Genomic DNA, 18423 nt, shown 5'->3' with positions numbered 1-18423 from the left:
TTACAGCGGAATCTGCGGCGGCACGTCTTCCGGACGCACGCCGGACAGCTTCTGCAGGTTTTCCAGCACGGTGGACTTGACCTTGCCGGCGGCGCGCTCTTGCACGATCCACTTGTTGATGTAGTCGAGCCAGGCCTTGTCGTCTTCCTTCGGCACGCCGATGTTGGTCGAGGTCGCTTCCAGCGGCATCGGCACGATCATGGTGCCCAGGCTCGGGTTCTTCTTGAGCACGTTCAGCGCCAGCAGCCAGACCAGCACTTGCACGTCGACGCGACCGGTTTGCAATGCCAGGGTGGCGTCGTCGGCTTTTTCCAGACGCACGATGGTGGCCTTGGGACAGACGCGCGAAATCATCGCATCGTGCGACGAACCGATGTCGACGCCGATCTTGACTTCAGGCTTGTTGAGCTCTTCCCAGGTCTTCGGCGCGAAACCCTTCTTGGAGACGATGGTGAAGGCGTTGTTGAACAGCGGCTCGGAGAAGCCGACCGTTTCGCGACGCGCCGGCGTCGGATTGAGGCCGAAGAAGACGTCGATCTTGCGCGTCTGCAGGTCCAGCACCGAATTGCCCCAGGTGGTTTCCAGCACTTCCAGCTTGACGTTCAGGCTGGCCGCGAGGTTCTTGGCGAAATCAACCATGAAGCCGACCCATTCACCGCTGGCCAGGTCCTTGTTGTAGTAAGGGGCCTGACCGCGTACACCACCAATGCGCAGCACTTTGGTCCGCTTGATGCGGGCGAAGGTGCTTTCCGCGCCTGGCGCACTTTGCGCGAAGACGCCCGGCAGATAGCCGGCGGCGGCGAGACCCGCCACGTTGGTGATGAAACGGCGACGATTTTGCATTGCTTCTCTCCCTGATGAATTGAGTGGCACTGATGTGCGCTGGTTGGCTTGCGTGCCGCCCGGACTTCTGGCCCCGACGGCATCCGGCAATTTTAATACCAAGCGGTATGTGTTGCGCAGCATATTGCACATTCCCGCTTGCCGGGAATGCCGCCGGAAGCGGCTTGTGCGGATGCTTTTTCGGCATGGACTGCCATTTGCATCGTTGATCGCTACAAAACGACCAAATTATCGTCATAGACGCATCAATTTTGGTCTTTTTATCGTGACGACGGCTTCTTACAATGAAGGCATCCCGTCCAACACGGCTGTAAATCCACAACACGGAGCGCCATCATGAAAATCGTCCTGCTCGGCACCGGCCACATTGGCCTGGCCATCGCCCGCCTCCTTCACTTGCACGCCGACGGCGACTATCAGTTGCTGGCCGCCGACCGCGATGCCTCCGCACTGGCGGCGATGCGCGCCCTCGGCGTGGAAACCGCCCAGGTCGACTTCAACGACCATGACGCGCTGTGCAGCCTGCTATCAGGGCGCGATGCCTGCCTCAACGCGCTGCCGTACCACATGGCGACCGCCGTGGCGAAGGCGGCCAAACTGAGCGGCGTGCATTACTTCGACCTGACCGAGGACGTGCGCGCCACCCGCGCCATCGCCAAGCTGGCCGCCGGTGCGGACACGGCGTTCATGCCGCAATGCGGTCTCGCGCCGGGCTTCATCGGCATCGCCGCGCATTCGCTGACCGGCAGCTTCGACGAAATCCACGAGGTCAAGATGCGCGTCGGCGCGCTGCCGGAGTTTCCCACCAATGCGCTGAAATACAACCTGACCTGGAGCGTCGACGGGCTGGTCAACGAGTACTGCCATCCTTGCGAAGCGATCCGCGACGGCAAGATGCAGGACATCCAGCCGCTCGAAGGACTGGAGCATTTTTCGCTGGACGGGGTCGAGTACGAAGCCTTCAACACCTCGGGAGGACTCGGCACGCTGTGCAGCACGCTGGCCGGCCAGGTGCGCAACCTCGACTACAAATCGGTGCGTTATCCGGGCCATCGCGACCTCGTGAAATTCCTGCTGGAAGAACTGCGCCTGCGCGACGACCAGGAGCAGCTCAAGGGCATCCTGCGCAAATCGGTGCCGACGACGATGCAGGATGTGGTGCTTGTGTTCGTGACGGTCAGCGGCATGCGCGACGGCTTGCATGTGCAGGAGGTGTTCTCTCGCAAGATCTTCGCCGCCACCCGCGACGGCGTGCATGAAAGCGCGATCCAGATCACCACGGCGGCCGGCATCTGCACGGCGCTGGACCTGTTCCGGCTGGGCAAACTGCCGGCGCACGGCTTTATCCGGCAGGAGCAGATCGCACTGGCGGATTTCCTCTCCAACCGCTTCGGCCGGGTCTATGCCCAGGGCGCACAGGGAGCAAACCCGCATGCGCCGTACGTGTCACACTATGCGAATCAGGACGCCAATCAGGACGCCAGGGAGGCCGCAGTCGCGGTCTAGGTCCCGGCAAATCCGACATTCGCAAGGAGCAGACATGGACACCACCCTCAACGCACTGCTGACGCAAGCCTGCGACAGCGCGACGGCGCAACGCCTGTTCGATACGCTGGAGGTGCCGGAGAGCGCGCTGCAGGAAGCCGGTTCCGGCGCGTCGCGGCTGGAAATCGCGCAGGCGCTCAACATGTTGCTGTTCAACAAGCTGCTGGGCGAGGTGCCGGAAGCGGCCGCTTATGTCGCCGACGCCGTGCGCGACGGTCGCAAGATCTGCTTCGACCACGGCGCCCTGCGCACCGTGCTGGGCGCCCAGACCGGCGCATTGCCGGCCGGTCAGGAAGCCATCACGCGCATCCTGCGGCCGCTCGGCTATCGCCTCAACGGCGTGTACCCGCTCGACCGCCTCGGCATGACCGGACGCGCCTATGCGCATGAAGACGACGACGAGGGCGTGGCGCAATTCTTTGTCAGCGAATTGCATCCGGAGCGCTTCTCCGTCGCGTTCCAGGATGCGGTGGCGCGCGTGCTGTCGACCTCGATCGATCCGCTCGACGCACTCAGCAAAGCTGCATTGCAACAGCTGGAACAGATCGGCCGCCTGCCGGTTCCCGAGGCTGCAGCGCTGTTGCCGGTGCTGCTGTCCTGTTTCGACCGCCAGCATGATTTGCCGTCGCTGGCCGACTACGAAACACTGCTGCAGGAATCCGCCGAAATGGCCTGGATCGCCACCGAAGGCAATGTCTTCAACCACGCCACCGACCGCGTCGCCGACGTCGAAGCGGTGGCGCAGGCGCAGCGCGAACTCGGCCGGCCGATGAAGGACAAGATCGAAGTCTCGCGCAACGGCCGCGTGCGCCAGACCGCCTTCCGCGCTACGACGGTGGTGCGCGAGATGGCCGACGAACAGGGCCGGCCGGTGGCGCGCAAGGTGCCTGGCTCGTTCTACGAGTTCATCTCGCGCGACCGCTACACGGATGAGTCTTCGCACCGCGAACGACTGGACCTGACATTCGACAGCGGCAATGCGCAGGGAATTTTCAAGATGACGGCAGGCGCCGCGGCCTCGTAGGAAAGAACGAAACAAGACAAGGAATTTCATGGATATCGCATCGCTGTACGCCGACCTCGGCCTCGATCTTTCCGCCCACGAGGGCCGCGAACTGCACATCCGCGCGCCGCGCGACGGCGCCACATTGGCCTTGTTGCGCCAGCACGGCGACGACGAGGTGCAGCAGACGATTGCCGCCGCACGCACGGCGTCGCTGGCCTGGCGCAATGTGCCCGCGCCGGTGCGCGGCGAATTGGTGCGGCTGCTCGGTGAAGTGCTGCGCGAGAAGCGCGAAGCGCTCGGCCTGCTGGTGTCGCTGGAAGCCGGCAAGATCCGCGCCGAAGGACTCGGCGAAGTGCAGGAGATGATCGATATCTGCGATTTTGCGGTGGGTTTGTCGCGCCAGTTGCACGGCCTGACCATCGCTTCGGAACGGCCCGGCCATCGCATGATGGAAACCTGGCATCCGCGGGGCGTGTGCGGCGTGATCACCGCGTTCAACTTCCCGGTGGCGGTATGGGCATGGAATGCGGCGCTGGCGCTGGTCTGCGGCAACGCCGTGGTATGGAAGCCGTCGGAAAAAACGCCGGTCACCGCGCTGGCGGTGCAGGCACTGATGCGGCAGGCGATCGCGCGCTTCGGGCAGCAACGTGCCGGCGCCGTGCCGGCCGGATTGTGCGGCTTGCTGATCGGCGGCGCCGATGTCGGCGCGGCGATCTCGGCATCGCCCGACGTCGCCCTGGTGAGCGCCACCGGCAGCGTGGCGATGGGCCGCAAGGTCGCCGTGACGGTGGCCCGGCGACTCGGTCGCAGCCTGCTGGAACTGGGCGGCAACAACGCCATGATCGTGGCGCCGACCGCCGACCTCAACCTGGCGCTGCGCGCCATCGTGTTCTCGGCGGTCGGCACGGCGGGGCAGCGCTGCACCAGCCTGCGCCGCGTGTTCATCCATCGCAGCCTGTTCGACAAAGTATGCGCGGACATCGAACGTGTGTACGCCGGGATCCGCGTCGGCGATCCGCTCGCGCCCGAAACACTGGTCGGTCCGCTGATCGACGGCGGCGCTTACGACCAGATGCAGCAGGCATTGGCGCAGGCGCAGAAGGAAGGCGGCAATGTGCTTGGCGGCGAACGCGTGACCACGTTTGGCGGCGAGCATGCCTACTATGTGCGGCCGGCGCTGGTGCGCATGCCGCGCCAGAGCGCGGTGATGCATCGCGAGACGTTTGCGCCGATCCTGTACGCCGTGGCGTACGACGATGTCGAGGAAGCGGTCGCGCTCAACAACGCCGTGCCGCAAGGCCTGTCGTCGGCGATCTTCACCAACGACGTGCGCGAGAGCGAGTTGTTCATGTCGGCGCAGGGCAGCGACTGCGGCCTGGCCAACGTCAACATCGGCACCAGCGGCGCAGAAATCGGCGGCGCGTTCGGCGGCGAAAAGGAAACCGGCGGCGGCCGCGAATCAGGCTCCGACGCGTGGAAAAACTACATGCGCCGCGCCACCAACACCATCAACTACAGCCGCGTGCTGCCGCTGGCGCAGGGCGTGCAGTTCGATATCGGATAGCGTTTCAATTCCACAGCGACAAAGACTGCCTTGACGATTTTGAACACAGGTAAAGTTGCATCAGGATGATGTAATAGTTTTTCGCCCGGTTCTACACTGGTCGCGTCGCCACTCCTCGTAGAACCATCATGCGCATCACTGAAATGCAATCCTGCTTGCGCGCCTTGTTCGCCATTGCAGCGGTCTGTTCGCTGAGCGCCTGCGCCAACTACAGCCAAGTGATTACCGAGGACGCCGACGGCTCCTACAAGCTCATCGCCACCGGCATCAGCTACACCATGTCGATGCCGGCGCTGACCGCCGCCAGCCATCAAAAGGCGGCGTCCTGGTGCGCCGCCCAGGACGGCGAGCTGCAATTGCGCCAGCAGACGCGCGGCTGGAAGCCGATGGAGGTGGAATTGAATTTCCGCTGCCTGCCCCGCCAGCTCGGCCAACTGGAACCCTCAAGCTCCTTGCCCGTCATCACCGTCATCAAATAGCGCCAATGGCTGCTATGATCGACGACAGTCGCCGGTCATACCTTCACCCGACCGGCTTTCACGCTTTGAAGGAACCGCCATGATCGCTCCCCAACCCAACGATCCGGCCCAGCTCGACGACGCCACACTGGATTTCGCCGCCAGGATGTTCGACTTGGCGCGCCATGGCGAAGCCGACGAGCTCGAGGCTTATCTCGCCAAAGGCTTGCCGCCTAACCTGCGCGACCACAAGGGCGACAGCCTGCTGATGCTGGCCGCGTATCACGGTCACGCTGCGGCGGTGCGAGTCATGCTGCAGCACAAGGCCGATGCCGGCTTGCGCAACGACAACGGCCAGACGCCGATTGCGGGCGCGGCGTTCAAGGGACACGTAGCGGTGGTGCAGGCCTTGCTCGACGGCGGCGCCGATATCGAAGGCGCATCGCCCGACGGCAAGACCGCCCTGATGATTGCAGCGATGTTCAATCGCGTGGAGATCGTGGAGTTACTGCTGGCGCACGGCGCCGACATCAATGCACGCAGCGCTAGCGGTACGACGGCGCTGGAAGCGTCGCGCGCCATGGGTGCGCCGGAGACGGCGGCGCTGCTGGAGCGCCGCCTGGCAAATTGAAGACCAATTCAAAGGCGCAACGCCGCCAGCGGCGTTTTGTTTGCGGCGCTAAACGGCTGAACCGTCGGCGTAGGGCTGGACATTGACGGCCTTGCCGGCGGCGTCGAACGCTTCCGCCAACGCCACCGATTTCAGGCCCATGGTCAGCAGCGCGTCGCAGGTGTCGTCGAGTTCGATCTGCAAATCACCGGCGCCGTTGAGCGGCTTCTCGGCGGTGGCGACGACGGTCTCGCCGTTGTAGATATTCACCCGCAACAACACTTCCCCTTCCATATCCACCGGCCCCATGACGGCATGGGTCTGCTGTGCATCGACGCCGCTTTCCTGCAGGCCGTGGTCGAGCTCCGACATCATCTGCAGCATGAAGTACTCGGCGATGCCGCGCTCCTTGCCGCCATGGAACAGATCCTGGTACAGGAAGTGCACGTCGAACTGGCGACCGTCGGTGACCAGGCAACGCTGCACCAGCGGCACGACCTTTTCGCTCCAGGCCTGGAAACGCTGCGCGCGCACCGCGAAGTAGGCGTCCATGGCCGCTTCATCTTTTGGAATCGTATAGAACGGATCGTCCGCGGTCTTGAGCGCAAAGCCCAGCAGGAAGCGCAACTCCACCGCCGTGTCGTCGGCGCCGAAGCGATTGGCCGGCCAGCTGCTCATGCTGCGGTTGATGGCCGGCGTTTCGCTGATCTTCTTGTCGGTCATGGCGGCGTAGGCGTCGCGCACCATGGCTTCGAGATGGCTGTAGGTGATCGCGTCGATTTCGTCGAGGTGATAGGCATAGCTGACCAGCACCACCTTGGCGTCGGCGCTTTCGAGCTGGGCTTCCTTGAGGCTCGCGGTCAGCTCGGTGAAGGCGTCGGCGTCGCGGAAGTTCTGCTCCGCATCGAGGCCGCCGATGGTGCGCACGAACATCGGGATGACGAAGGCGTTGACTTCATAGCTACGCTCGTTGCGGGTGAAGAAGACGGTCTCGGCGGCTTCCTCGATTTTTTCGCGCAGATAGGGATAGGCCTCGGCTTCCTGGTCGCGCGCGCGTTCGAGCGCTTCGTACAGTACGTCGTCCTGCTGCTGGCGCAAGCTCTTGGTGATGATGCGATGCAGGTCGCGTTGCTTGGCGGGCAAGTCGGGCGAGGCTTCGTCCTCGGTCGCCAGTTCAACCGCGAGGTTGGCCAGCTTGTCGACCAGTGCTTCGTCGAGATCGTATTCGGCCGGCGCCAGGGAAGGAGCGGAAGAAGCGGAAGGAATGGAGGTGCTGGCGGCTTTACCGGCGGGGCGCTTGCTTTTGGACATGGCTGGAATGCTTGTGGAGAGAAGAGGCGGACATTGTAACAAGTCCGCCTCTCCATCACCTTCAGACCGCGCCCTCAGACCGCCTTCTTGCCCGATGTCCGCGCCAGGAACACCAGCCCGGCGGCAATCACCGAAGCCGCCGCCAAGGCATACAAACCGCCCTGGATCGAGCCGGTCTTTTGCTCCAGATAACCGAAGGTCGCCGGCGCGAAGAAGCCGCCGAGGTTGCCGACGGAATTGACCAGCGCGATCACGGCGGCGGCGATGCGTGCGTCGAGATAGGCTTGCGGGATCGGCCAGAACAGCGACGAGGCCGCCTTGAAGCCGATGCCGGCGAAACAGATCGCGACAAAGGCGAACACCGGGCCGCCGGTGGTCGAAGCGAACATGCCGGCTGCGGCGATGATCAGCGTCGCAGCCACCCACGCCTGCTGATGGCGGAAGCGCGCGGCCAGGCTGGCGAAGATGTACATCGCGACGATCGAGATGATCCACGGAATCGAATTGAACAGGCCGACCTGGAAGTCATTGAAGTGGCCCATCTTCTTGATGATGCTGGGCAGCCAGAAAGTGGCGCCGTAGATCGTCAGCTGGATGGCGAAATAGATGAAGCAGAACAGCAGGATCTGCGGATCCTTGAGCAGGCTCCATGACGACACGTGCACCGGCTTGCTGGCCTGGCGTTCGCGTTGTTCATGCGCGATGATGGCGGCCAGGCTGTTGCGCTCGTCTTCGCTGAGCCAGGCGGCGTCCTGCGGGCGCGAATCGAGGCGGCGCCAGACCACGAAGCACAGCAGCACCGAGGCCAGGCCTTCGATGATGAACATCCATTGCCAGCCGTGCAGGCCGCCGCCTTCGATCTGCAGCAACGCGCCCGAGATCGGGCCGGACAGGATGGACGCAATCGCCGAGCCGCTCAGGAAGACCGCCATCGCCTTGCCGCGTTCGCTGTTCGGCAGCCATTGCGTGAAGTAATACACCACGCCCGGGAAGAAACCGGCCTCCGCCACGCCCAGCAAGAAGCGCAGGATGTAGAACGAAGTCTCGTTATGGACGAAAGCCATCGAGGTCGCCACCACGCCCCAGGTCAGCATGATGCGCGTGAGCCAGGCCTTGGCGCCGAACTTCTGCAGCAGCATGTTGGACGGCACTTCGAAGATGGCGTAGCCGATGAAGAACAAACCTGCGCCGAAGCCGAACGCCGCCGTGCCTATGCCGAGATCGGTCGCCAGGTGGGACCGCACGAAGCCGATGTTGACGCGGTCGATGTAGTTGGCGATGAACATGATCACGAACAGCGGCAGGATGCGCCATTTGACCTTGTCGATGGCGCTGGCCAGCGGACCGCTTGCCTTGCCGTCGGGATGTGCGGCGTAGGCCGCAATATTTTTATCACTCACTTGCTGTCTCCTTGAGGTTGTCGCTGCGGCCGTCGTTGCGGCCTGTGCGATCTTCATTGCGTTTTTATTGTTGTGATGCTGGTGATTCGTAGCGGCGACCTACCTGACCAGGCAAGGTTTCTTGTTGTCGAACTTCCAGCCCGGGATCAGGTATTGCATGGCGATGGCGTCGTCGCGCGCGCCCAGGCCCTTGGCTTTGTAGAGCGCATTGGCGGCCAGCACCTGCTCCATGTCGATCTCGACGCCGAGGCCCGGCGCGGCCGGCACGTCGACCATGCCGCCGACGATCCTGAACGGCTCGCGCGTGAGGCGCTGGCCGTCCTGCCAGATCCAGTGCGTGTCGATGGCGGTAATCTTGCCCGGCGCGGCGGCGGCCACTTGCGTGAACATCGCCAGCGAAATGTCGAAGTGGTTGTTGGAATGTGAACCCCAGGTCAGGCCCCACTCATTGCACAGTTGCGCCACGCGTATCGAGCCCTGCATGGTCCAGAAATGCGGATCGGCCAGCGGGATGTCGACCGATTGCAGCCGGATCGCGTGACCCATTTCGCGCCAGTCGGTGGCGATCATGTTGGTGGCGGTCTGCAAGCCGGTGGCGCGGCGGAATTCGGCCATCACTTCGCGGCCGGAGTAGCCGTTCTCGGCGCCGCAGGGATCCTCGGCATAGGCCAGCACGCCGTGCTGGTCGCGGCACAAGCGGATCGCATCCTTGAGCAGCCAGCCGCCGTTGGGGTCGAGCGTGATGCGCGCCTGCGGGAAACGTTCGTGCAGCGCGGCTATGGCTTCGATTTCATCCTCGCCGCGCAGCACGCCGCCCTTGAGCTTGAAGTCGTTGAAACCGTAGCGCCGGTAGGCCGCTTCGGCCAGCCGCACGATGGCCTCGGCGTCCATGGCTTTTTCGTGGCGCAGGCGCTGCCAGTCGTCGGCGTTGTCGGGTTCGCTGTGATAGTCGAGGTCGGTGACGTTGCGGTCGCCGACGTAGAACAGGTAGCCGAGCATTTCCACCTTGTCGCGTTGCTGGCCTTCGCCGAGCAGGGCCGCAACCGGCACGCCGAGGAATTTGCCGAGCAGGTCGAGCAGCGCCGCTTCCACCGCCGTGACGGCGTGGATGGTGATGCGCAGGTCGAAGGTCTGCAGGCCGCGGCCGCCGGCGTCGCGGTCGCTGAAAGTCCGGCGCATGCGGTTGAGCACGGCGTTGTAGTTGGCGATCGATTGGCCGACCACCAGTTCGCGCGCGTCTTCCAGGGTCTGGCGGATACGTTCGCCGCCCGGCACTTCGCCGACGCCGGTGTTGCCGGCGCTGTCGGTCAGGATGACGATGTTGCGCGTGAAATAGGGACCGTGCGCGCCGCTCAGGTTGAGCAGCATGCCGTCGCGGCCGGCGACCGGGATGACCTGCATGGCGGTGACGACGGGTGCAGAAGAGCCGGATGAATTCGACAATGTGGACGTGCGGGACGCGTTGGACATGATGAGAGCCTTGTACTGTGATCGGATGATCGGGACACACAGGAATTGGTACCGCTACCAATTCCGATTGAGGCAAATGGTAGCGGTACCGTTTTTAGCTGTCAACCGGTTTACGGCGATGTTGTCAAATGACAAACAAGGAAAGGAAGGAAAGGAAAGAAAAGAGACGGGAGGAAACCGGCCGCAGCGCTTAGACGCTCTGCCGCTCGATGATGGTGAAGCCGATGTCATGCACGCGTTCCGGCACTTCCCGCCCTTCCGCCCGCTCGATGATGAAGCGCGCGGCGGCCTTGCCGATGCCGGTGCCGTCGATGCGCACGGTGGTCAGTTGCGGATGCAGGTCGCGCGAAAAGCTGAGGTCGCCGAAACCCATCACCGCCAGTTGCGACGGGATCGCGATGCCGCGCACCTGGGCTTCGATCATGACGCCCATGGCGAGGATGTCGGAGCTGCAGAACACGCCGTCGATGGCGCCGTCCTGCCCCAGCAGGTCGGCCAGCCCGGTGCGGCCGCTGCCCAGGGTGGTGGGCGCCGGCACCATGCACTGCGGCACTTCCGTGCGACCGGCGACGGCCATGCCAAGCCGCACCGCTTCGTCGGAAAATGACCGCGCACGACGCCGGCTGCGCTCGTCGACGCCGGCGATCACGGCCACGCGGCGGCGGCCGGCGGCGTGCAGGTGCTGCGCCACGGCGACGCCGATGCGTTCATGCGAAAAGCCGACCAGCATGTCGATCGGCGTGGGCGTCAGGTCCCAGGTTTCCACCACCGGGATGCCGCTGGCCAGCAGGCGCTTGCGCGACTCCGGCGAGCGCATGATGCCGGTCAGCACCACGCCGTCGGGACGGCGGCCGATGATGGCCTCGAGCAAGGCGTCTTCGCGCGAATTCTCGTAACCGCTCTGGCCCAGCATGAGCTGGTAGCCGGCGTCGGCCAGCGCTTCGGTCAGCGACTGCACGGTTTCGAGGAAGATCGGCCCGACGATGGTCGGCACCACGGCGGCGACCAGGCGGCTTTTCTTGGAAGCCAGGCCGCCGGCCAGCAGGTTCGGCACATAACCAGTGCGCTCGACGGCGTCGCGCACTTTTTTCAGGACGGTCTCGGACACCGCATCCGGCGTATTCAGTGCACGCGAGGCCGTGATCGGCGCCACGCCGGCCAGCCGGGCGACGTCGCGCAAAGTCAGCCCGGCGCCCTTGCGGCCCTTGCGCACGACAGGTGCAGGGGCGGTCATCGGAACGTCAGGTGAAGGTGCTGGAATGGCGGGAATCGAAGGCTTCGTCATGGCGCGATTCTAGCATTGCCGAAATGGTACCGATACCACTCCCTGGCGTGATGACATTGCGCCGTCGCCAGATTCGCGTAAGCTCCCGCTTGCATATTGATGAACTGACCACCGGAAATCCCTTTGCGACTCTTTCTGCTCTGCTCACTTGTGGCGCTGTCCGGATCCGCTTGCCTCGACGCCGGCGCGCAAACCACCGCCGGCGAGCCCGACATCAGCGTCGTCATGAACCACGCCAAAGGCTATCCGCTGTTTGCAGTGACGGCGAAGATGACGGCGAATGCCGATATCGCGCGCAGCTGGAAGGTGCTGACCGACTACGACCGGCTGGCCGAATTCGTCCCCAACCTATCCAGTTCGCAAGTCCTCTCAAGCGAAGGCAACGAGCGTGTCGTCACGCAGAACGGTTTCGCCCGATTCCTGTTCATCCGGCAAAACATCGATCTGGTGCTGCACGTCACCGAACAACCGATGGAGGCCATCGACATCCGCCTGGTGAGCGGCAACATGCGCGAATACCAGGCGCGTTGGGAGCTTCAGGCAATCTCGCCGATGCGGCAACCGGGCGACGACGGACGCACCCGCATTTCCTACGCCGGCATCATTGCGCCCGGCTTTTATGTGCCAACGCTGTTTGGCGCAACACTGATGAAGAGCGACCTGCGCAACATGCTCAACGCCGTGAAGGCCGAAATGGAAAAGCGGCCCTGAGGCCGCTTTCGCTATCGTGATGAAGAACCGATCGCTTCAGACTATTCCAAGTATCGAATAACCGCCGTCGCACAAGGCGTCGTAGCAACGCGTGCAGTGGTCGCAAAACAGGTGCGAGCGTTTGACCTGATGGCGGCGCAGCACCAGTTGCAGCGCGACGCCTTCGCAGTGCGGGCAGGTCTCGCGCATGGTGCCGACCGGAATCGGATCGGGTGCGAGGAACATGCCGTTGTCGAGCACCATGCCTTCCACCACTTCGCGCGGATCGATTTCCAGCAGGGTGATGTCGAGACGCTCGCGCCGGCGGTGCGGCCGGGGAGGAAGATTGACGCCGATGGCGCTGGCGTGGATGGCTGAACGGTCTTCCGTTGCGAAAGATGCAGGACTCATTACCGTGCTCCTTGAGGTCAACAGATAAGTGCGCTGTTTTTCTGATGGAATACCCAATCTAGTCAAGATAAAGACCAAGTGCAAGGTCGAATTCAGAATAGTTTTTGAATCCTGTTTTATAGATCGATCGTTCGATGTTTTAGTAGAAAGATTGTCGAGAATCACGTCGCCCAACCTACCCGCCGCGAGGATGCCTGCCGGCATTGTCTGTCTGCTACGCGGTCACTTTTTCTGGAAGCGTTTGACGCACAGCGACACGCTGAAACAGATCGCGAAATACACCGCGCCGGCGAAGAACAGCAGCTCGATGATGCGGCCGTCGCGTTCGCCGATGCCATAGGCGCGGCCGAAGAAATCCGCCAGCGCGCTGACGTACACCAGCGATGTGTCCTGGAACAGGATGATGCCTTGCGTCAGCAGCAGCGGCACCATGTTGCGGAACGCCTGCGGCAGGATGATCAGGCGCATCGTCTGCGTATAGGTCAGCCCCAGTGCGAACGCCGCCGCCAGCTGGCCGCGCGCCACGCTCTTGATGCCGGCGCGGATGATCTCGGAATAGTAGGCCGCCTCGAACAATGAAAACGCCACCAGCGCCGAGATCATGCGCAGGTCGTTCGACGCCGACAGATGGAACACCTTCTGCAGCAGCTGCGGCACGATCAGGAAAAACCACAGCAGCACCATCACCAGCGGGATCGAGCGAAACAGGTTGACGTAGCCGCTGGCGAACCATTGCAAGGGCTTCGACGGCGACAGCCGCATCATCGCCAGCAGCGTGCCCCAGACGATGCCGAACACGATCGCCGTGGCGGTGATCTGCAGCGAGATCGCCATGCCGTGGCCGAGCACCTGAATTGCTCCGGGCGTGATGGAACTGAAATCGAACTGATAGCTCATGATCGCGCGCCCTCTCTATTTTCCGCCGCCGGAACCCGGCAGGGCGAGGCGCCCTTCGAGCCGGCGCATCAGCGCCATGACCGTGATGTTGATCAGCATGTAGGTCAGCGTGACGGCGATGAAGGCCTCATATGGCTGCGCGGTGTAGTCGACCAGCTGGCGTCCCTGCGCGGCGAGCTCCAGCAGGCCGATGGTGGAGGCCACCGCAGAGTTCTTGAAGATGTTGAGGAACTCCGACGTCAGCGGCGGCAGGATGATGCGGAACGACATCGGCAACAGCACATGGCGATACGTCTGCGCCAGCGTGAAGCCGATCGCCAGGCCGGCGTTCTTTTGTCCGGGCGGCAAGGCGCCGATGCCCGAACGCACCTGTTCGCACACGCGCGCCGCCGTGAAGAACCCCAGGCACAGCATGGCGGTCACGAACTGCTGCGCCAGCGGGCTCATGCTCTTGATGTCGTCGCCGATGCCGAACGGCAGTACTTCAGGCATGGCGAAATACCAGATGAACACCTGCACCAGCAGCGGCACGTTGCGGAACAGTTCGACGTAAGTCGCGGCCGCGCCGCGCAGCCAGCGATTGGGCAAGGTGCGCATGATGCCGAGCACGGTGCCCAGCGCCAAGGCGAGGCACCAGGCCGACAGCCCGAGCGCCAGCGTCACCGACAGACCCGACATCAGCCAGTCGGCGTAGGTCTGGTTATCGGCGGCCTGGTGGAGGAAGACGCTCCAGTTCCAGCGGTAGTCCATGTGGTGTTCTCAGGAGAGGATCGAATGCCGGCAGCGCTCAGGCCGGCGGTGGTTCAGGGAAAGGCAGCGATGCCTGGCCTTCGGCGCGCATGCCGAACACGTTGAGCGTCATCGCCACCAATGCGTAGTAGCCGAGCAGTCCGATCAGGTTGACCACCACCTTGATGCCGAACAATTCCAACGCGCGTGCATAGGTGGCATCGGTGACGCGCTTGCGCTGGCCGAGCTCGCTGGCGAAGGACCAGATCACGCGTTCGTCTTCCAGCGCAAACATCGGCGTCTCGCCGCGCCGGATCTGCTCGGCGACCTCGGCCGACAGGCCGGCGCCGACCGCGATCGGCAGGTGGATGTACCACTCGGCCTGCGACTGCCATTGCTGCGCAGTCGCCAGGATCGCCAGCTCGGACAAGCGCAGCGGCAGGCCGGTTTCATAGCGGCAGTAGGCGCCGAGCTTTTGCGCCAGCTGGCCGAATTCCGGACTGTGGATCCAGCTCACGAACGGCCCGTTGAGATTGCCGCGCGGACCCGACAGGATGTCGTCGAGCAGCGCTTTCTGGTCCGGCGTGGCGTGGGCTGCGTCGAAGACGGGCAGGCGTGATTGGCTCATGTGGTTGCTCCGGGAGGGATAAAGCGCTCAGCTTAATCCATCGGTTTGTCGCTTGGATTGGCATACAGCTTTTTGACGTCTTCCGGCATCGGGAAATTGAAGCTGATGTTCTTCGGCGGAATCGGGAAGGTGAACCACTTGGCGTACATGCGATTGATCTCGCCGCTCTTCATCAGGCCGCTCAATGCACCGTCGACCAGCTGCTTGAATTGCGGATCGTCCCTGCGCACCATGAAGCCGTACGGTTCGGCGCCGAACGGCGTGCCGGTCAGCAGCCAGTCGTTGGGTTTTTGCGCGGTGGTGCGCGCGCCGGCCAGCAGGATATCGTCCATCACATACGCGGCGACGCGGCCCGATTGCAGGATCAGGAAGGCTTCGCCGTAGTCCTTGGCACTCTGGATCTGCATGTTCATCTTGCGGCGCTCGTTGAGCGTGCGCAGCAGGCGTTCCGACGTGGTGCCGGCATTGGTGACGACGGCCTTGCCGGCGAGGTCGGGGAAGTCCTTGATGCCGCTGTCCTTGCGCGTGAGGATACGGCTGCTGGCGACGAAGAAGGTGGTGTTGAAGGAGACTTGCTGCCAGCGATCCTTGAGGTTGCTGGTGACGCCGCATTCGAGATCGATGGTGCCGTTCTGCAGCAGCGGCGTGCGGTTCTGCGAGGTCACCGGGATCATGCGCACTTCCAGGTTGGGCAGGTTCAGTTTCGCCTTGACCGCGTCGATGGCCTTGTTGCACAGGTCTTGCGAATAGCCGACCACCTTCTGGTTTTCATCGTAGTAGGAAAACGGAATCGAGCTGGTGCGGTGGCCGATGGCGATGACGTTGCCGTCCTTGATCTTTTGCAGCGTCGGACCGAGACCGGCGTCGGCGGCGTGCACCGCGCTCGCACAGGCCAGCGTGGACAGCAATGCAAGCAGCGGGTGGGTAAATCGTTTCATGGCGCTTCCTCTCCTGAAGATATAGATGGGTGCTGCTTGAATGTTTGTTTTTCTGATTCAGACGAGCGCTGCATCGATCGCCGGCGCCAATCGCTCAACCATGGCGTCGATGTCGGCGGCGGTGCTGATGAACGGCGGCGCGATCAGGATGTGATCGCCCTGGCGGCCGTCGACGGTACCGCCCATCGGGTACACCAGCAGGCCGCGCTGCATGGCTTCGCTCTTGACGCGGCTGTGCGTGCGGCGCGCCGGGTCGAGCGGCTGCTTGCTGTCGCGGTCGGCCACCAGTTCGACGCCGACAAAAAGTCCGCGGCCGCGCACATCGCCGACATTGGGATGATGGGCGAAAACTTCGCGCAGGCGGGCGCGCAGTTGCTCGCCGCGCGCCTGCACGTTGAGCAGCAGCTGTTCTTCGCGGATTGTCTGCTGCACGGCGAGCGCGGCGGCGCAGGCAGTGGCGTGGCCGATGTAGGTGTGGCCGTGCTGGAAGAAGCCGCTGCCGCCGACCACGGTGTTGTAGATGCGGTCGCTGGCGATCATCGCGCCGATCGGCTGGTAGCCGGCGCCGAGACCCTTGGCGATGACCAGGATGTCGGGCGCGATGCCGTCTTCGGCGCAAGCGTACAGGTGACCGGTGCGGCCCATGCCGGACATGACTTCGTCGAGGATCAGCAGGACGCCGTACTTGTCGCAGACGGCGCGGATCTTCTTGAAATAATCGCCCACCGGCGGTACTGCGCCGGCGGTGGCGCCGACCACGGTTTCCGCGACGAAGGCGGCGACTTCGTCGGCGCCGAGTTCAAGAATTTTTGCTTCCAGTTCGTCGGCCAGGCGTTGCACGTACTGCGCGTCGGATTCGCCGCTCAACTGCTCGCGATAGGCATAGCACGGCGCCACGTGATGCGCAGGCGTCAGCAGCGGCAGGAAGGCTTCGCGGCGCCAGGCGTTGCCGCCGATGGCCAGCGCGCCGAGCGTGTTGCCGTGATAACTCTGGCGGCGCGCGATGAAATGGCGACGCTGCTTTTGTCCGCTCTCGACGAAGTACTGGCGCGCCAGCTTGAGCGCCGCCTCGACCGCCTCCGAACCGCCCGACAGGAAATACACGTGATTCAGGTCGCCCGGCGCGGAGGCGCTCAACTCGTCGGCCAGCTGCTCGGCGACGGCCGTGGTGAAGAACGAGGTGTGCGCGTAAGCCAGCTCGTCGATCTGCTTGTGGATCGCCGCCAGCACGCGCGGATGGCCGTGGCCCAGGCAAGACACCGCCGCGCCGCCGCAGGCGTCGAGGTAGCGCTTGCCCTTGCTGTCGATCAGCTCGATGCCCTCGCCCGCCGTGGCGACCGGCAGGTTGATTTTCGGATAGCGATGGAAGACGTGTGTCATGAAGCTGGCCTTGTACGTTCGAATTGGGGCCAACTATAAATTGAAAGAAATGCTTTTGCAACGTTTGTTGCATAAATATTTTATATTGCATTTTTTGGTGCGTCGCACCGTAAATGCGCACCAAACCGGATCGCCGTGCCGGGCACCGCCACATGACGCACAACCTGACGCGCAAGTCCGTACCGCCGTGACGTTACCGGCGCATCAGGGAAATCGAAAGGAGGGAAATCGCTGCTGCAACAGTTGTTGCAACATAATCCGGCCGGGCAAACTTACTTGCCGCCAGCCTTCACGTAAGCACCGCTCTGGTACAGCTCTTCCTCGGCGTGCTCAAGGCGCTTGACGGCCTTGTCGTCGTCGAGCGAGATCACCAGTTCGATCAGGCTTTCCGCCACCGCGACGGCGGCCGCCATCGACGGGAAAAACGACGGGCTGTCGTGCGAGAACAGGATAGTGTGATCGGCCTGCAGCGCGATCGGCGCCACCGCGCTGTCGGTCAGCGCAATGAGTTTGCTGCCGGCGCGCTTGGCGGCTTCGGCCACCTGTACCGCTTCGATCGAATACGGCGCGAAGCTGATGACGATGGTGGCATCCTGCGGCGCGACGGCGCGCAGCTCCATCGCCAGCGAACCGGCGGTGCCCTTGATCAGCGTGACGCTGGGGCGGAACAGGCGATACAGGTATTCCAGCATGAAGGCCACCGAATACGCCGCGCGGAATCCGGCGATGTGCACGTGGCGCGCCTTGGTCAGCGTGCGTGCGGCGCGCAGCAGTTCGTCGGCGTTCTTCGGCTCGGAGGCGTCGAGGTTGGCGCGCTGGGCCTGGAAGATTTCGGCGATCAGGATGTCGCTGTTGTTGCGCTTGACCAGGTTCTGCGCCTTGTAGGCGTAAGCCTTGGGCGTGACCGCTAGGCGCTCGACGAACAGCGCGCGCAGCTCGCCCCAGCCGGGGAAACCGAGATATTGCGACAGCCGCACCAGCGTCGACGGCTGCACGCCCGCGCGCGTGGCGACCGCGCGCATGGTCGACACCGCCACCTCGCCCGGATTGTCGAGCAAAAAGGCCGCACCGGCCTGGAACTGCGGTCGCATGCCGGCGTAGTTGGCGCGGATCAGGGCGTCGAGTTCGGCGAAGTCGGCGGGAGCGTCAGCGTGGGCAGCGGTGGAGTCCGTCATGGCGGCGTGTGCGTGGAATAGATCAGGGAGTGAATCGGCGAGGCTGCATTGTTTCACAAATTGCAGATGTACAGGAATGTGCA

General features: G+C 63.6%; 18 protein-coding genes. 6 read left to right on the top strand and 12 right to left on the bottom strand.

Annotation, left to right across the window (positions count from 1 at the left end; all coding sequences use genetic code 11):
* Entirely contained in the window at positions 1-843 is an 843-nt protein-coding gene (locus DXT88_RS00320; RefSeq protein ID WP_265210891.1) for a transporter substrate-binding domain-containing protein, read from the bottom strand.
* Positions 844-1179: 336 nt separating this feature from the next.
* On the opposite strand from DXT88_RS00320, the gene DXT88_RS00315 reads away from it, so the two are divergent.
* The 5 genes from DXT88_RS00315 (at position 1180) to DXT88_RS00295 (ending at position 6047) form a co-directional block, all read left to right on the top strand.
* Positions 1180-2349 (top strand): saccharopine dehydrogenase family protein, encoded by a 1170-nt coding sequence (locus tag DXT88_RS00315; protein WP_265210890.1) that lies wholly within the window; start codon positions 1180-1182, stop codon positions 2347-2349.
* 34 nt (positions 2350-2383) lie between these two features.
* On the top strand, positions 2384-3412 hold the full coding sequence (locus DXT88_RS00310; protein ID WP_265210889.1) for a DUF1338 domain-containing protein: 1029 nt from the start codon (positions 2384-2386) through the stop codon (positions 3410-3412).
* Between the two features lie 28 nt (positions 3413-3440).
* Entirely contained in the window at positions 3441-4958 is a 1518-nt protein-coding gene (gene amaB, locus DXT88_RS00305) for an L-piperidine-6-carboxylate dehydrogenase (protein ID WP_265210888.1), read from the top strand.
* A gap of 128 nt (positions 4959-5086) precedes the next feature.
* Positions 5087-5437 carry a hypothetical protein gene (locus DXT88_RS00300; RefSeq protein WP_265210887.1) on the top strand — a complete coding sequence of 117 codons (351 nt, stop codon included), beginning with the start codon at positions 5087-5089 and terminating at the stop codon, positions 5435-5437.
* Positions 5438-5516: 79 nt separating this feature from the next.
* A complete protein-coding gene (locus DXT88_RS00295) occupies positions 5517-6047 on the top strand; it encodes an ankyrin repeat domain-containing protein (RefSeq protein ID WP_265210886.1) in 531 nt (176 codons plus the stop codon).
* Between the two features lie 48 nt (positions 6048-6095).
* On the opposite strand, the gene DXT88_RS00290 is transcribed toward DXT88_RS00295, so the two are convergent.
* The 4 genes from DXT88_RS00290 to DXT88_RS00275 form a co-directional block, all read right to left on the bottom strand.
* A complete protein-coding gene (locus tag DXT88_RS00290; RefSeq protein WP_265210884.1) occupies positions 6096-7337 on the bottom strand; it encodes a DUF2863 family protein in 1242 nt (413 codons plus the stop codon).
* Positions 7338-7411: 74 nt separating this feature from the next.
* Entirely contained in the window at positions 7412-8737 is a 1326-nt protein-coding gene (locus DXT88_RS00285) for an MFS transporter (protein ID WP_265210883.1), read from the bottom strand.
* A gap of 99 nt (positions 8738-8836) precedes the next feature.
* Entirely contained in the window at positions 8837-10207 is a 1371-nt protein-coding gene (gene gudD / locus DXT88_RS00280; protein ID WP_265210882.1) for a glucarate dehydratase, read from the bottom strand.
* A gap of 190 nt (positions 10208-10397) precedes the next feature.
* Positions 10398-11441: a LacI family DNA-binding transcriptional regulator gene (locus DXT88_RS00275; protein ID WP_265210897.1), complete on the bottom strand. Its 1044-nt coding sequence runs from the start codon at positions 11439-11441 to the stop codon at positions 10398-10400.
* Positions 11442-11615: 174 nt separating this feature from the next.
* Here DXT88_RS00275 and DXT88_RS00270 point away from each other — a divergent pair, with 174 nt between their 5' ends.
* The gene (locus tag DXT88_RS00270) at positions 11616-12203 is read left to right on the top strand and encodes an SRPBCC family protein (protein ID WP_265210881.1); all 588 of its coding nucleotides are present in this window, start codon (positions 11616-11618) and stop codon (positions 12201-12203) included.
* 36 nt (positions 12204-12239) lie between these two features.
* Here DXT88_RS00270 and DXT88_RS00265 read toward each other — a convergent pair whose 3' ends face one another.
* The 7 genes from DXT88_RS00265 to DXT88_RS00235 all read right to left on the bottom strand — a co-directional run bounded on the left by DXT88_RS00265 (position 12240) and on the right by DXT88_RS00235 (position 18340).
* The gene (locus DXT88_RS00265) at positions 12240-12593 is read right to left on the bottom strand and encodes a hypothetical protein (RefSeq protein ID WP_016836247.1); all 354 of its coding nucleotides are present in this window, start codon (positions 12591-12593) and stop codon (positions 12240-12242) included.
* Positions 12594-12815: 222 nt separating this feature from the next.
* The gene (gene gltK / locus DXT88_RS00260) at positions 12816-13490 is read right to left on the bottom strand and encodes a glutamate/aspartate ABC transporter permease GltK (RefSeq protein WP_265210880.1); all 675 of its coding nucleotides are present in this window, start codon (positions 13488-13490) and stop codon (positions 12816-12818) included.
* A gap of 15 nt (positions 13491-13505) precedes the next feature.
* Positions 13506-14240, bottom strand: a complete 735-nt coding sequence (locus tag DXT88_RS00255) for an amino acid ABC transporter permease (RefSeq protein ID WP_265210878.1) — start codon at positions 14238-14240, stop codon at positions 13506-13508.
* Between the two features lie 37 nt (positions 14241-14277).
* Positions 14278-14847, bottom strand: a complete 570-nt coding sequence (locus DXT88_RS00250) for a carboxymuconolactone decarboxylase family protein (protein ID WP_265210877.1) — start codon at positions 14845-14847, stop codon at positions 14278-14280.
* A 32-nt stretch (positions 14848-14879) separates the two neighbouring features.
* Positions 14880-15785 (bottom strand): glutamate/aspartate ABC transporter substrate-binding protein, encoded by a 906-nt coding sequence (locus DXT88_RS00245; RefSeq protein WP_265210876.1) that lies wholly within the window; start codon positions 15783-15785, stop codon positions 14880-14882.
* Positions 15786-15842: 57 nt separating this feature from the next.
* A complete protein-coding gene (locus tag DXT88_RS00240; RefSeq protein ID WP_265210874.1) occupies positions 15843-17165 on the bottom strand; it encodes an aspartate aminotransferase family protein in 1323 nt (440 codons plus the stop codon).
* Positions 17166-17437: 272 nt separating this feature from the next.
* Complete coding sequence (locus DXT88_RS00235) at positions 17438-18340, bottom strand: MurR/RpiR family transcriptional regulator (protein ID WP_265210873.1); 903 nt, start codon at positions 18338-18340, stop codon at positions 17438-17440.
* Positions 18341-18423: the final 83 nt, after the last annotated feature.

This window comes from Herbaspirillum lusitanum (genome assembly GCF_026127345.1).
Classification (GTDB): Bacteria; Pseudomonadota; Gammaproteobacteria; order Burkholderiales; family Burkholderiaceae_D; genus Herbaspirillum; species Herbaspirillum lusitanum.
The sequence above is the reverse complement of the archived record's forward strand: the minus strand, read 5'-3'. Positions and strand labels throughout refer to the sequence as shown.

Coding starts and splice junctions, on each gene's coding strand:
- DXT88_RS00320 (WP_265210891.1), bottom strand. CDS start 843: ATGCAAAATCGTCGCCGTTTCATCACCAACGTGGCGGGTCTCGCCGCC.
- DXT88_RS00315 (WP_265210890.1), top strand. CDS start 1,180: ATGAAAATCGTCCTGCTCGGCACCGGCCACATTGGCCTGGCCATCGCC.
- DXT88_RS00310 (WP_265210889.1), top strand. CDS start 2,384: ATGGACACCACCCTCAACGCACTGCTGACGCAAGCCTGCGACAGCGCG.
- amaB (WP_265210888.1), top strand. CDS start 3,441: ATGGATATCGCATCGCTGTACGCCGACCTCGGCCTCGATCTTTCCGCC.
- DXT88_RS00300 (WP_265210887.1), top strand. CDS start 5,087: ATGCGCATCACTGAAATGCAATCCTGCTTGCGCGCCTTGTTCGCCATT.
- DXT88_RS00295 (WP_265210886.1), top strand. CDS start 5,517: ATGATCGCTCCCCAACCCAACGATCCGGCCCAGCTCGACGACGCCACA.
- DXT88_RS00290 (WP_265210884.1), bottom strand. CDS start 7,337: ATGTCCAAAAGCAAGCGCCCCGCCGGTAAAGCCGCCAGCACCTCCATT.
- gudD (WP_265210882.1), bottom strand. CDS start 10,207: ATGTCCAACGCGTCCCGCACGTCCACATTGTCGAATTCATCCGGCTCT.
- DXT88_RS00275 (WP_265210897.1), bottom strand. CDS start 11,441: ATGACCGCCCCTGCACCTGTCGTGCGCAAGGGCCGCAAGGGCGCCGGG.
- DXT88_RS00265 (WP_016836247.1), bottom strand. CDS start 12,593: ATGAGTCCTGCATCTTTCGCAACGGAAGACCGTTCAGCCATCCACGCC.
- gltK (WP_265210880.1), bottom strand. CDS start 13,490: ATGAGCTATCAGTTCGATTTCAGTTCCATCACGCCCGGAGCAATTCAG.
- DXT88_RS00255 (WP_265210878.1), bottom strand. CDS start 14,240: ATGGACTACCGCTGGAACTGGAGCGTCTTCCTCCACCAGGCCGCCGAT.
- DXT88_RS00250 (WP_265210877.1), bottom strand. CDS start 14,847: ATGAGCCAATCACGCCTGCCCGTCTTCGACGCAGCCCACGCCACGCCG.
- DXT88_RS00245 (WP_265210876.1), bottom strand. CDS start 15,785: ATGAAACGATTTACCCACCCGCTGCTTGCATTGCTGTCCACGCTGGCC.
- DXT88_RS00240 (WP_265210874.1), bottom strand. CDS start 17,165: ATGACACACGTCTTCCATCGCTATCCGAAAATCAACCTGCCGGTCGCC.
- DXT88_RS00235 (WP_265210873.1), bottom strand. CDS start 18,340: ATGACGGACTCCACCGCTGCCCACGCTGACGCTCCCGCCGACTTCGCC.